The organism is Vibrio sp. E14, from assembly GCF_020515785.1.
GTDB classification, from domain to species: Bacteria; Pseudomonadota; Gammaproteobacteria; order Enterobacterales; family Vibrionaceae; genus Vibrio; species Vibrio diabolicus.
The window spans coordinates 975,202-988,856 of the sequence record NZ_JAHPJI010000001.1 but is presented as its reverse complement, the minus strand read 5'-3'; the positions used below and the strand labels follow the sequence as shown (position 1 = coordinate 988,856).

The following is a 13,655-nucleotide window of genomic DNA, read 5'->3' as shown; positions in this document are numbered from 1 at the left end:
AAGCAGCTGCAGGAACGAGTATAGTCTCTATAAGTGACTAACAAAAAACTCAATCTATGAATTTGGTACTTTAGTGCTAGATGTTTTTGATACTTATTTAGGTAACGTACTGATATTTAATATCGCGTGAGAATAGGGTCAAACAGTGATATAGCGAGGAATGTGTGGTGATACTGCAATAATGCGGTCAACGTGAGAGTGATGCAATCATTAAGTCTGCAATATAACTTAAACTAATTTATGAGCTAATAAATAAAGTTGTTTTATTGGCACAAGAGAAAACCGCATGGGTGTTCTCGTGTACAAAGTAAAAGGATTATTTTCTAGCAAGTTTATGGTGAGCCCGGGAGAAGTGATCGGCACAAAATGCGCCAACAATCGAGAGTTCGCCAGCCAGACAAAGCGCAGCTGCGACTTCGGCTAAGGCTTTCGCTTTGCCGTTGCCGTGCAAACCTAAAATATCCAAACATGCTTTTTGCGTAGGAAGGCCAGTGCCCCCGCCAACCGTTCCCACCATGATGTTTGGCAAGGTTACGCACGCGTACAAGTTGCCTTGAGCGTCCACATCCATACGAGTGATACCAATGGCAGACTCTGCAACACAAGCGGCATCTTGACCGCAAGCAATGTACAGCGCGGCAAGAGCGTTTGCGTAATGCGCGTTGACGCCAATTGTCCCGCTGAGTAAACCGCCCACCGTGGTCATTTTGCCAAATTGAACCATAGACTCCGGCGTGGTATGCAGATATTTTTCCACCAACTCTGCTGGAATGGTCACTTCGGCGGATACTTTCTTACCGCGTACCGAGCGCAGCGTGTGCGCGTTTGGTTTTTTGTCGCCTGATAAGTTGCCATCCAAGAATGCTTGAGTTGGTTTGATTGGGCTGGTCGCCAAAATATGATGGAACACTTCGTTTGTTGCGATGGTCACCATGTTTTGTCCGGAAGCGTCACCGGTCACGTATTCAAAGACCAAATAAACGTGGTTTCCTTCGATATTTACATTGATATCTTTGAGTTTGCCATGTGAGGTGGTGGATTCCGCAATTTGACGAAATACTTCAAACTGGGTAACAACCCAACTGACGAACTGGCCAGAGCTTGCAAGGTTATTAAAGGCGAACACTGGTGTTCGGCTCACCCCTTCACTCAGTAACAATGCGCTTACGCCACCAGCGGCGGTAATAAGATTTGCGCCACGGTTGTAGGAAGCGACTAACGCGGCTTCTGTCGTTGCGAGCGGAACCAAAAAGTCATCGTTCGCATACAAACCGTTGACGCGTAAAGGACCTGCGATGCCGACCGGCACATTGACAGTACCAATGAAGTGCTCGATGTTGTTGGAGTAAGCGTCGCAATGTGACTGTGTGAAAGGATCAAGAAGATGATCTTTATTGGTCACGTGTTCCAATACTTGCCAACGGCGCGCCAAATGCTTATCCGATAGGCCAGGGCTTAAGCAGAGACGTTTCTCTGGCTTGTGAAACTTCGGTTCTAATGCCGATTGAATCTTACTGCTGGTTTCGATATCGGAAAGGGCGGAGCTTTGAACAGGGTTATCTTGGTTTAACTTCGGCATACAAACGTTAACTGAAAAATCGAACCAAAGATTGTAGTGATTGAGGCTTTGATTACAACGTTGATTATACGTTTTGCAACAAATACCACTGTGCAAGCGCTTTTATTATCCAAGTGATTTGATATTGGAGCGGCGAATTTACCGGAAATAAATGGGTTTTGACAATGAATGTTGCAGTGAATAGAGGAATCTATGGTTCTCAGAGAACTTAGATGGTTTAGACCGCAGCGGCTTTGAGTCGATAAGGTGTAAGAATGAGTGTCTTAAAACCGGACAGGCTCAATCTATGAGAGGAATAAATTGTCTAACCCAGTCCCTTGGGTCAGACGCTAGCTTGAATCCGTTATTCAGAAGTTAGTTAAAGGCGCGAGCCACACATCCCGCACTTTGAATACGGTAATGGCCAACGTAAGCAGGAACAAATACCGATTGTCCTTTCGCGGCGGTTAACGTCTCACCGTTATCACTGATGAGTGTCAGGTCGGCATCAATCGCCATCAAAATCTCTGCGCTGTTTGCCTCAACCACTTCATTGTTCGGTTGGTTTAGAATGCAGAAACTAAAGTCTGCCACTGGAACGGGGTAAAGGCTCTGGCAACCATTTGCATTGGGTTCAAGAATAAGGCTGTTAAACGGCTTAGGCACAAAGTCTGTGCATTTAACCAGTTCTTCAACATCCATATGTTTCGGCGTGAGTCCTGCACGCAAAACGTTATCTGAGTTCGCCATGATCTCTAATCCCGTACCTTTAATGTAAGCGTGTGGCGTTCTTGCGCTCAGGAACATCGCTTCGCCAAGTTGCAGCGTGATGACATTCAACAGTAATGGCGCAAACAAGCCGACATCGCCGGGGTATTGAGTGGATAGATCCAAGATGAGCTGGAAAACGTCGCTGTCAGTGCCTTGCTCCGATTGACGTGAAGCGTGGGCAAGAAGCTGTTTCAGTGCTCGCTCTTTTGTTTCTCCTTCCATGGTCAGAATGTGCACAAAGAAATCTCGCAAACCTTGTGAGTTGATTTCGCGTTTGAATGCATCTAATGGCGCGCGTAGCTCATCGATATCACAAAGGCTAAATGCCTCAATAATCTCGGCATACGAGCGAAAACCGTTCATGGCTTGGTAACTTGTCAGTGCGTATACCAACTCAGGTTTGTGGTTTGGATCTTTGTAGTTACGATGGCTCGCGTTTAGTGGGATGCCAGCACTTTGCTCTTTTTCGAAACCTATTTCAGCATCTTGTTTACTTGGGTGAACTTGAATCGACAGTGCGTGTTCGGCCGCTAAGATCTTAAACAGAAAGGGCAGGTCGCCAAATTTCGCTGCGGTTTCTGCTGATAAGTAAGCGGGTTGGTTTTGTTTGATCAGTTCAGACAAAGGCAGCGTGTTTTGCTCAATCTGAACTTCAGAGCAGCCGTTTGGGTGAGTCCCCATCCATACTTCTGCTTGAGGCTCATTCGTTTCGTTAGAAAAGCCAAACAAATCGTGAATAGAAGAGGTGCTTCCCCAAGCGTAGTTTTGGATTTTGTTGTTCATTTGAAAGAAGCTATGCGATGAAATAGTGTTCAAATTCATGAATTTTTCCCATAGTTAACCCTCCGAACTGAATCGGAAGAAAAATTGAGCAGAGATACGTTAAATAAGGATGGCGAGCGCGGTTAGGTCACTCGCCAATTTGCCCGAAGGGCGATAAGTCGATTTACAACCGAGGTTTTGGTTCGAGTGGTTTTCGTGATGGTTGCGCTTGCAAAAATGGCAGCAACAAAAGGCCAATGACGGCTGCACAAACTGAAATGGTGATGAAGAAACCCGTCCAATGATATTCTTCAAGAATTAACGCCAGTGGATAGCCAGACAATGCTGCGCCCATGTAGGCGAACAAGCCCACGAATCCTGTTGCCGCGCCTGCAGAATCTTTGTGAGAGCACTCAGCCGCCGCCATACCGATCAGCATTTGTGGCCCAAAGACAAAGAAGCCGATGGAGAACAATCCCGCCGCTTGGAATGCAAAGTTGGTCAGAGGCATCAGCCAAAGCGCAGAGACAGATAAGAAAATCCCAATCGCGAACAGCAAGTTCATTGGCCCACGGTTACCGCCAAAGAGTTTGTCTGAGCCCCAACCCGCAACCAATGAACCAACAAAACCACCGATTTCAAACATCGACAGAGCAGCGTTGGCGTTAATCAGGCTATAGTGATGCTGCTCGGTTAAATACAGGTTTCCCCAGTCGTTTATTGCGGTTCGGACGATGTAAACCAACACATAACTGAACGCGAGCAGCCAGATGTATTTGTTGTTAAATACGTACGATTTCAGAATTTCGCGGTAGGTGAGGCCACGTCCGTAATTTTCTTGCGCAAGTTCTAGTGCGTCGTTGCGCCATTGTCCGACACTTGGTAAGCCCATTGTTGTGGGTTTGTCGCGCAATCGCCAACAAACGAATAGACCGAGTAATACACCGATGATGCCGGGTAGAATAAAGCCTTCACGCCAGCTGTAGTGCAACGTTAAATAGCCCACCCAAATAGGGATCAGCGCGCCACCAACGTTGTGTGCGGTGTTCCAAATCGCCCATAAGAAGCCACGCTCGGAGCGTGAATACCAAGTGGTTAACAGCTTGGAGCATGAAGGCCAGCCCCAGCCTTGGAACCAGGCGTTTAAGATCCACAGAGTAATGAAAGCCGCGAGTGAGCTAGAAAAGCCGAACGCGATGTTGACCAGACCTGTAGCAATCAAGCCTAGCCCCATGAAATAACGAGGGTTAGAGCGATCTGAAATCGTGCCAGAAATAAACTTCGAGCAGCCGTAGGTGATGTAGAAAAGCGTACCGATTAGACCCAAATCGCCCTTATCTAAGCCAAGGTCGGTAATCATCGCTGGTGCGGCGTAGTTAAAGGTCTTACGGGTAAAGTAGAAACCTGCGTAGCCGATGTACATCCCCAACATAATGTGCAAACGCCAATGGCGGTAACGCTGGTCGATTTGCTCGTTGCTCAGACTCGGTTGAGTAAATTTAGGTGAACGTAAAAATCCAAACATCTTGAGTTACACCTTAGGTAAAGTAATGCTGATTTGTGTGCCGATCACTTGATCGCTGGTGGAGTAGATAACCATTTTTCCACCTAACGCGTGCACACGCTCTTGCATGCCGCGAACGCCCATGCCTTTCATGCTGTCCTGAACTTTGAAGCCGACACCATCATCGTGAATCATCAGTGACACCGCAGCTTCTCCAATTGTCAGTTCAATATTGATCAACTGCGCTTCTGCGTACTTGGCTGCGTTATTTAATGATTCTTGGCATAAACGGAATAGGGTGACTTTGAGTGTGTCACTCAGGCTGGTGTAATCGCCCTGCCAGTTCAGTTGAACGTTGGTTCCGTGATTGGCGAACTCCATTTCTCGCGTTAGTTGCTCGACGGATTCTTTTAAGTCCAAATCATCCAGCATTTTTGGTCTTAGCTTGCTTAACAGTCGCTTAGTGGTGTCGTACACGTTGAGGGAAAGCCCTTCGATCATGTCGGCGCAACCCACGCGTGTTTCTGTGTTATTTACCCGCTTAATGATGTTGGCTTGTGTGCGGATTGCCGTGATGTTCTGGCCGATTTCGTCATGTAGCTCGCGCGCAATATCGCGTCTTACGGATTCTTCCGCTTTGATAAGCTGGCGAGACAAATTCTGATTGCGTGCAAGTTCGCCGCGCAGTTTGTGATTGAGGTCTTTTTGTTTCTGAACCCCTAAACCGAGCATAATGCCGGTGATGGTTTGCGCCGAGAGAGATAATAACAAATCGGTGATTTCTAGATTTGATACGCCGCTGCGAGCCGCAATCAGCGCAATGCTGTTGAGCATGGTGGCGAGTAGGGCACCTTGCCAGCCGTAACGCAGAGCAAGCACGATGATTGGAATCGCCATACAAAATGGCGCAAATCGTTTTAGCTCTTCAGGCAAACTGGTTTGCACCAAAATACTGCCGATCAAAAGCAGCGCATAAAGCACGATATGACGCACCTGAAATACAACGGCATTACTAAGTAGGAGAGAGCTAAGCGGAGACCAACGACTTTGGAACAAATAACTCCATAACAAGTAGCACATAGGCACCACGAGCAAGCCTCCAGAAATGCTAGCCAGCCACACCATGTAAACCGAAGGAACGTGAAAACCAACGGCCATCACATTAATAAACGCGCTAATGATAATGACAACGCTCATCACGGCTAAATGGCGGTTTTGGTCTCCGTAGTAGTATTTTTTCGCAATCAGAGTGACCGGGATACTGGCAATGCTCGCAATCAGCACGGTAAGCCACTGCGGTTGACCCAGTAAGATCGCAAGTGCGATGGAAAGCCCCCACTCTGAAAGATAAATCGTTGGCCAATAAGCGGTGCGAGTGTGCAGGGCGACGCCTAATCGTAAAGCGAAAGGAAACAATAAGATCGCTAGTTCTGGATCATTGACAAAGTAATAGGCAATCACCCATAAGCAGAACCAGGCGCAAGCCATAACAAAAAGTCCGCAAATGGTGGTAACAGCATAAGCTCGCATTAAAAGGACTCTTGAGAAAATAGTTTGGCGAGCTCAACGTTGTTTTTCACGCCGAGTTTGTCGATGGCATTCGCACGATGAACATGCACGGTCTTGTGGCTCAAGCCAAGCTCTGCCGCGACTGACTTGACATCTAACCCAGTAGCAAGTAGCTGACATACCTCGTTTTCACGTTTTGTCAGTTGGCATAGAGAGGTGGTGTTGTCGCTAGGCGTTGCAAGTTTAAGTGCAATATCTGATGTGAGGTAACAGCCACCAGAAGCACTGGTTCTCACGGCTTGAATAAGTTCGTCTGGGCTACAGCGTTTACTAAGATAGCCCTTTGCACCTAGCTTTAGTGATTTTTCCACCATCGCAGGGGAGTCATGTACGCTAAGCATCACGCAGGCAATGCCAGTTGGTATTTCGCTGAGAAAGTTTAAGCCGCTTTCATCTGGCATGGAAATATCTAGGATGACGACGTGTGGGTGTACCGCAGGCAAGCCTGTGCGTGCTTCTGCGACAGAGCCGAATTCACCAACAACGGTAATATCACTTTCTAAATTTAATAATTGTGCGAAACCCGAACGCACGATGACGTGATCATCAACTAGAGCAACATGAATCATTATTACAACCAAATAGAGCAGACGACTAACAACAATAAGCTCCAACAGGAGCCAATAGAAAAATCTTTAATGATACTGAATTGAACCATGCTTTTTAATGATCTTACGCGCTTTACCGAAGTAAAGCGCGCAGAGAAGTTAGGCTTGGTCTTGTGCAAGTTGAAGCTTCTTCGCGTGTCGAATCTTCTTCTCTTCCGCGATAGCGACGAAAGCAAGTAAAACAATACAAATCATGGCGGAGGTATCTAGGGCTGCGAAGGTACCTTTCCAACCTGTTAAGCCGAAGATAGGTGTACCGTCTGCAATCATACCCAAGCCTAGTTTTGCAAAGCTATCGCCGATTAGGTAAGCGAAAGTACCTTTTACGCCGTCAGCCACACTGATTGCTTTTTTAGGGACAAAACCAACCGCGGCAACACCGATAAGAAGTTGCGGACCAAACACCAAGAAGCCCAATACAAATAGAGAGGCTAAGTACATGAACTCGCTAGTGGCGTGTTGGTAGAACTCAAGCGATACGATGATCAAACCAAGAGACACACAAGCAACCAATGCGCGGCGACCGTTTGCTAAGTCAGATAAGTAACCCCACATCAAAGTACCCACAAGCGCACCGACTTCGAATAGAGTAAAGCCAGAGATTGCCGTTTCTTTTGACAGACCAAGCTCTTGGTACGCGTATACCGTTGACCATTGGTCGATACCGATACGAACGATGTAAAGGAAGATGTTGGCAAAGCAAAGTAGCCAGATAACTTTGTTTTTAAGAACGTATTCAACAAAGATTTCTTTTTTGGTCATCTGGTTTTCTTCAGCGGCGGTGTCTTCTTCACTCACTGCTTCATCGAAAAGTTCTTCTACTTTACCTAGACCGTAAGCTTCTGGAGAGTCGCTACCAAAGCGCATACCGATAAAGCCGACGATGATCGCGATGATAGAAGGGAACACGAACATGCCGATTACGTGGCCGTCGAATAGGTAGTTAGCACCGAAAAGAGCAACACCCGCTGCGCCCGCACCACCAACATTGTGCGACATGTTCCACAAGCCTAGGTAAGAGCCGCGCTTGTTACGAGGTGTCCATTTTGTAATGGTTGAGTAACTAGAAGGGCCACCAGTACTTTGGAAGAAACCACTTAGAGCGTAGAAAGCCACCATCAAGAACAGGCTTGCACTACCACCGCCCATGCTGAAGCTGAAACCAAGCATTGCAAGACCAGAAAGGATCAGCATAAAAGGGAGGAATTGCTTGGTGTTCTTACCGTCAGCGTAGTAAGACACAACGGTTTTACCGATGCCGTATGTGATGGAGAAGCCAAGGCCAATAAGACCTAGGTCTGTCATGCTCAAACCGTAAGTTGAGATCATGTCGTTTTGCGCGACATTGAAGTTCTTACGAATCAAGTACATGGTTAGGTAGCCGATGAATACGACCAAGTAAGATTGGATGAACGGTTTAAACCACATCTTTCTTCTAACTTCGACAGGAAGATCGAGGGTCGGCTTCCGCACCTGTTCGAGGAATTTTAACATGATGAACTCTCTTGTAATTGTTTTAGAAACACAACGGAGACCGTTATGTGCTCTTGTTACCTTTGACTGAGCGGAATTCTAGAGAGTGGTTTTGTGAGGCACATGAGATGGTTGCCTAGATCGGCTAGGAAAAATTCCTAGAATTGCCTAGGAAGGTGGAAAAGCGTGAAAAGAGTCACACAAAATCCTTACTAATTTATGGGTTTTTGACAGGGTTCTTATCGGATTGGAAAGCGTTCAAATGCAAGCGGGTTAATATACGCAAGCTTAGTGCTGGCAAGGGGTGAGCACGTTTGGTTGGAGAGAATAGTGTCTTGTCGCTAAGTATCAATTGGGAACGAGAAGCAAACAACAGAGACCCAGAGGTCTCTGTTAGAAATATTAGGAATTCGACTAAGTTGACGTGTTAAGGCGCAGGGCTGTATAGACGCGGCGAGCCGTGTTTTGGCAAGTGAATTAGGTTCAAATGGTTTCTTCTTGCCCATTCGACGGTTAACGCTGTAGGTGCAGATAAGCAAACCAGAGTGGAGATACGCGCGCGAACGGCTTTGTGGATCAACTCCAAGCTGCAACGGCTTGTCATGATTGCGAAGCCACTTTGAGGCTCGATGTGATTGTTGGCCAATGCGCCAATCAACTTATCTAGCGCGTTGTGGCGGCCGATGTCCTCTCGGCACAACTTGATGTTGCCTTGTAAATCTGCAAATAAGGCGGCGTGTAACGCGCCAGATTCACGTGCGGCTTCTTGATGCAGTGCGACTTTGTCTCGCAGCCCTTCGAATACATCGGAGCGCGGAGGAAGAGACGGTGTCAGCGGTGCTAAATCAGGCAAAGCTTGTTCAAGAGCCTCGACGCCACAAATGCCGCATCCAGTTGTGCCAGCAAGATTTCGGCGTTGTGTTTTTAACGCCCAGAAAGCGCGGTTGCTGATTTCCACTTCCGCATAGTGAGATTCGTGATCGCCACCAATTTCAATGTCTTTGATCTCTTTGAAGTCGTGGACGATGCCTGTGCTTAAGCTAAACCCTTTCACGAAGTCTTCCAGATGGCCTGGCGTCACCATCATGACCGCTTGGCTAATGCCGTTGTAGCTGATAGCTAAAGCGGACTCGCTCGCCAACGACATTTGTTGCACTGGGCGGCCATCAATCAATTCTCGGTAATTGAATGCACTTGGTTGAGGTGGTGCTTGATTGAAATCGGACAGTTCAAAATAAGATTGAGTAGTACATCTCATGAAATCACCTCATAAGCCGTTGTGTATGCCAAAAATTGACGTGTGGATTGTTGTTATCGATTGAATATGCTTTTTGCTTCTGCGAAACACTGATCGGTTAGCGCGGAGAAGGGTTCTTGTTTTCGCTTTAACAAACCTAGCGGGGCGTGAACGGCGGCTTCTTCGATAGGAATAATGCGAAGCGTATCGTTCAACTCTTCCAATCCACAATTCAGCGGCATAATGGCGCAACAAAGGCCACTGGTTACTGCTTGGATCAAGTGAAAGGTTGAGTTACTTTCAATGACGGTTTGCGGAACCAGCCCTTTACTCACAAAGCTAAGATCAATGGAGTGGCGATAGTGCATACCCTTTGAAAGCAGCCCTAGCGGAATGTTATTGAGTGACTCCCACAACACTTCAGATTCGGCAAAATCAAAATGACGCTCATCGAATAAAACGCCAAGCTTGGTCGAATCTAGCTCGATAACATCGAAGTAAGCGGTGTTAACTTGATCGACATAACACATCCCCAAATCAAGTTGATTTCGATTGAGTTGGTCTATGATCTGTTCGGTCGTCATGGAGAGTATTTGAAAGCGTAACTCAGGGAACTGTTGAGCTAATGGTTTGAGCAATTGCATAGGGTTTTGGCTGGCGAGTGGCACCATTCCAAGCCGAAGTGAACCGACCAACTGACCACGGCAGTTAGCAGCCTCGGCTTGCAATCCATCATGAGCGGCTAATACGGTTTTCGCCCAAGCTAAAATGCGTTCTCCGGCTTCAGTAAATCCTTCAAATCGTTGACTTCTCTGGATTAATTCGAGGTTGAGTTCTTCCTCTAAGCTTCGGATTCTCATGGATAAGGTAGGCTGCGTAATGTGGCACAATGCGGCGGCTTGACCAAAGTGTTTGGTCTGTTCAAGTGCGATGAGATATTTCAGTTGTTTGATATCCATAATGGATTGTTCACCTTGCGTTGTGAGTCACATGTACGGGGGAACTCCCTAAAAAAGGGCACAGCACTACCGTACTTTTTAAGCGCTGGAGCGTTTTAACTGGGAAATGGAAAACCAAAACCAAGTCAAGAATAAAACCACACTCAAAATTGATCTGAATCAAGGCTATTCCTGATATTAATTAGGGTCAAATTTAAAGTATCTATAGTGTGATAGATACTATCTATTATCAAGAATGCCGATTTTATTGAGTTCGTTAAGCTAACTAGGTGGAATCGAATGGGAAAACGATTAACCTCATAAACTGTATTGATTAAAAATGTGATGAGCGTCAGTGGAAAAATTCGTCATAGATTTTGTTTATCACTCGGTCAGGATTATCAATTGGACGCATATTGAATAACGACTTAACCTTTGATTTAGATCAAGGCGCAACAATGCGAATTGAATCTAACAGTCTTAGAAACAGTAGGCGGGTATCCGATATCAAGAATCTAGATAAGTAAACGCTCGGACAAGCGAGAGCATGTTGAGTAGTTACTTATTTGGATTAAAAAATACATGGATTAGAAACTAAGCCCTTCAATACTTCCGCATTATCTCAATAAATAACGCGCTTGTTTTCACGGGCCCCCTGCTTGCTGGTATATCTGCGAGGAGTAAAGTCGTGAGCCAAAAAGAACAAATAAAAGCATACAAAGGTCCAGCTGGTGGTTGGGGGGCATTGAAAGCCGTAACCAGAAGTTGGTGGGGCAGTGAAAATGCAGTGAAGAACATTCGCACTATGCTCAAAACCAACCAAAATGGCGGGTTCGACTGCCCGGGATGTGCATGGGGTGAGTCGCCAGATAGTGGTAAAGTCAATTTCTGTGAGAATGGCGCGAAAGCAGTAAACTGGGAAGCGACCAATCGTCTGGTTGATCCTGAGTTTTTTGCCAATCACAGCGTTTCATCTCTCTCAACGCAAACCGATTACTGGTTGGAATACCAAGGCCGTATCACGCACCCAATGCGATACGATGCCGAGTCCGATCACTATGTACCTGTCTCTTGGGATGAGGCTTTTGCACTTGTCGCGAAACATCTCAATCAATTGGACTCACCGCACCAAGCTGAGTTTTATACCTCTGGTCGTGCAAGCAACGAAGCGGCGTTTTTGTATCAGCTATTTGTGCGCGCATTCGGTACCAACAACTTCCCAGATTGTTCCAACATGTGTCACGAAGCCAGTGCAATCGGGATGAAAGACACCATTGGCGTTGGTAAAGGCACAGTGATCTTTGATGATTTTGAAAAAGCCGATGCGATTTTCGTGATTGGGCAAAACCCGGGCACGAACCACCCACGAATGCTTGAACCTCTGCGCGAAGCGGTAAAACGTGGTGCACAGGTTATCTGTCTAAACCCGCTGAAAGAGCGCGGATTAGAGCGTTTCCAAAACCCACAAATGCCGATTGAGATGTTGAGTAACGGCTCAGAGCCTACAAACACGGCGTACCTGCGTCCTGCTTTAGGCGGAGACATGGCAGTGTTTCGTGGCATCGCGAAATTCTTGTTGCAATGGGAACGCGAGGCATTGCAAAACGGTGGCAAAGCGGTATTTGACCGTGAATTCATCAAGCAACACACGATAGGTATTGATGAGTATTTGGCTGAAGTGGACGCAACCTCTTGGGAACACATCGCGGAACAATCGGGTCTTGATTTAAGTGAAATCGAGATGGTGGCGAGCATGTATCGACGTGCAGAACGTGTGATCATGTGTTGGGCAATGGGGTTGACTCAGCATCGTCACTCTGTGCCAACCATTAAAGAAGTCGCAAACGTTCAAATGTTACGAGGTAACGTTGGTAAGCCGGGCGCGGGTCTTTCACCAGTGCGTGGCCACAGTAACGTTCAGGGCGACCGTACGATGGGCATTGATGAAAAACCTTCAGATCTGTTGTTGGATCGCATTGAAAGTCGATTTAACTTTGCCGTCCCGCGTGGTGAAGGCCACAACACTGTGCAAGCCATTAAAGCGATGGAAGAAGGGCAAGCGAAAGTATTTATCGGTTTGGGCGGTAACTTTGCACAAGCAACGCCAGACACAGAACGTACGCACAACGCGATGCGAAACTGTAATTTAACCGTACACATTTCGACGAAGTTAAATCGTTCTCACCTTGTCACAGGTAAAGATGCGCTTATTCTTCCATGCTTAGGTCGTACTGAGATTGATCAGCAAGCGACTGGCCCACAAGGCGTGACGGTTGAAGATACCTTCAGCATGGTGCATATCTCATTTGGTCAGCTAAAACCGCGTTCGGAGCATTTGCGTTCAGAACCAGCGATTATTGCCGGTATTGCCAATGCTACACTTGGGGCAAAACCAATTGATTGGCTGTGGGCAATTGAAGATTACGACCGTATTCGCGATTTGATTGCCGATACCATTCCGGGCTTTACCGACTTTAACCATAAGCTTAAACACCCGGGTGGATTCCACTTGGTAAACCCAGCAGCCGAGCGTCGATGGAATACACCAAGCGGCAAAGCACAGTTCAGCTCTAGCGAGTTGCCGAAGCAGTTGATCAGCGAAGCGATACTCGAAAAAGGCCAAAAGCCAGATTTGATTTTGCAAACCATGCGCTCACACGACCAATACAATACGACACTTTACGGCTTGAATGACCGTTATCGTGGAGTATTTGGCATGCGCGAAGTGCTGTTTATCAATGAAGCGGATATTCGTAAACTCGGATTTGAACCGGGCGATAAAGTGGACATGGTGTCATTGTGGGAAGATGGCGTTGAGCGCCGTGTGAGCGGATTTACGCTTGTTGCCTATGACGTACCAGCAGGTCAGGCGGCGGCTTACTATCCAGAAACGAACCCATTGGTTCCTTTAGATAGTTATGGGGATAGAACGTTTACGCCAACCTCTAAGTTTATTGCGATCAAATTGGAAAAATCGACATCCGATAAGATCGCTTTGGTGGAAGCAGAATAGTTCCCAAACCAGCACAACGACATTCCCGATAAGCAAACGGCTGATATCAATTATCAGCCGTTTTTAATTGCTCACTTTGCATTTAGATCATTTCGTCGAAGGCGTGTAGGGGGCTGAATTAAAATAGTTATTTTCGTTAATAACGGGGTTATTGGATAGCACTCTAAAAGGCAGCAATTAAGGCGCATTGGTCCAGCTTGTGTATAATATTAATGAAATTAG

General features: G+C 46.7%; 9 protein-coding genes. 1 reads left to right on the top strand and 8 read right to left on the bottom strand.

Going from position 1 to position 13,655, the window contains the following annotated elements; translation table 11 throughout:
• Positions 1-316: 316 nt before the first annotated feature.
• The 8 genes from LIX84_RS04235 to LIX84_RS04200 all read right to left on the bottom strand — a co-directional run bounded on the left by LIX84_RS04235 (position 317) and on the right by LIX84_RS04200 (position 10,441).
• On the bottom strand, positions 317-1,579 hold the full coding sequence (locus LIX84_RS04235; protein ID WP_226420723.1) for a hydroxymethylglutaryl-CoA reductase: 1,263 nt from the start codon (positions 1,577-1,579) through the stop codon (positions 317-319).
• A 354-nt stretch (positions 1,580-1,933) separates the two neighbouring features.
• Entirely contained in the window at positions 1,934-3,151 is a 1,218-nt protein-coding gene (manA, locus tag LIX84_RS04230; protein WP_226420722.1) for a mannose-6-phosphate isomerase, class I, read from the bottom strand.
• Positions 3,152-3,275: 124 nt separating this feature from the next.
• The gene (locus tag LIX84_RS04225; protein WP_005394568.1) at positions 3,276-4,616 is read right to left on the bottom strand and encodes an MFS transporter; all 1,341 of its coding nucleotides are present in this window, start codon (positions 4,614-4,616) and stop codon (positions 3,276-3,278) included.
• A gap of 6 nt (positions 4,617-4,622) precedes the next feature.
• On the bottom strand, positions 4,623-6,125 hold the full coding sequence (uhpB, locus tag LIX84_RS04220) for a signal transduction histidine-protein kinase/phosphatase UhpB (RefSeq protein ID WP_226420721.1): 1,503 nt from the start codon (positions 6,123-6,125) through the stop codon (positions 4,623-4,625).
• The gene (uhpA, locus tag LIX84_RS04215; protein ID WP_046875403.1) at positions 6,125-6,733 is read right to left on the bottom strand and encodes a transcriptional regulator UhpA; all 609 of its coding nucleotides are present in this window, start codon (positions 6,731-6,733) and stop codon (positions 6,125-6,127) included. The genes uhpB and uhpA overlap by 1 nt, the downstream gene beginning before the upstream one ends.
• Positions 6,734-6,871: 138 nt before the next feature.
• Positions 6,872-8,266: a hexose-6-phosphate:phosphate antiporter gene (uhpT, locus tag LIX84_RS04210; protein ID WP_104970731.1), complete on the bottom strand. Its 1,395-nt coding sequence runs from the start codon at positions 8,264-8,266 to the stop codon at positions 6,872-6,874.
• A gap of 406 nt (positions 8,267-8,672) precedes the next feature.
• Positions 8,673-9,503 carry a formate dehydrogenase accessory sulfurtransferase FdhD gene (fdhD, locus tag LIX84_RS04205; protein ID WP_025509306.1) on the bottom strand — a complete coding sequence of 277 codons (831 nt, stop codon included), beginning with the start codon at positions 9,501-9,503 and terminating at the stop codon, positions 8,673-8,675.
• 53 nt (positions 9,504-9,556) lie between these two features.
• A complete protein-coding gene (locus tag LIX84_RS04200; protein WP_226420720.1) occupies positions 9,557-10,441 on the bottom strand; it encodes a LysR family transcriptional regulator in 885 nt (294 codons plus the stop codon).
• Between the two features lie 667 nt (positions 10,442-11,108).
• On the opposite strand from LIX84_RS04200, the gene LIX84_RS04195 reads away from it, so the two are divergent.
• Entirely contained in the window at positions 11,109-13,433 is a 2,325-nt protein-coding gene (locus LIX84_RS04195) for an FdhF/YdeP family oxidoreductase (protein ID WP_226420719.1), read from the top strand.
• The last annotated feature ends 222 nt before the right edge of the window (positions 13,434-13,655 follow it).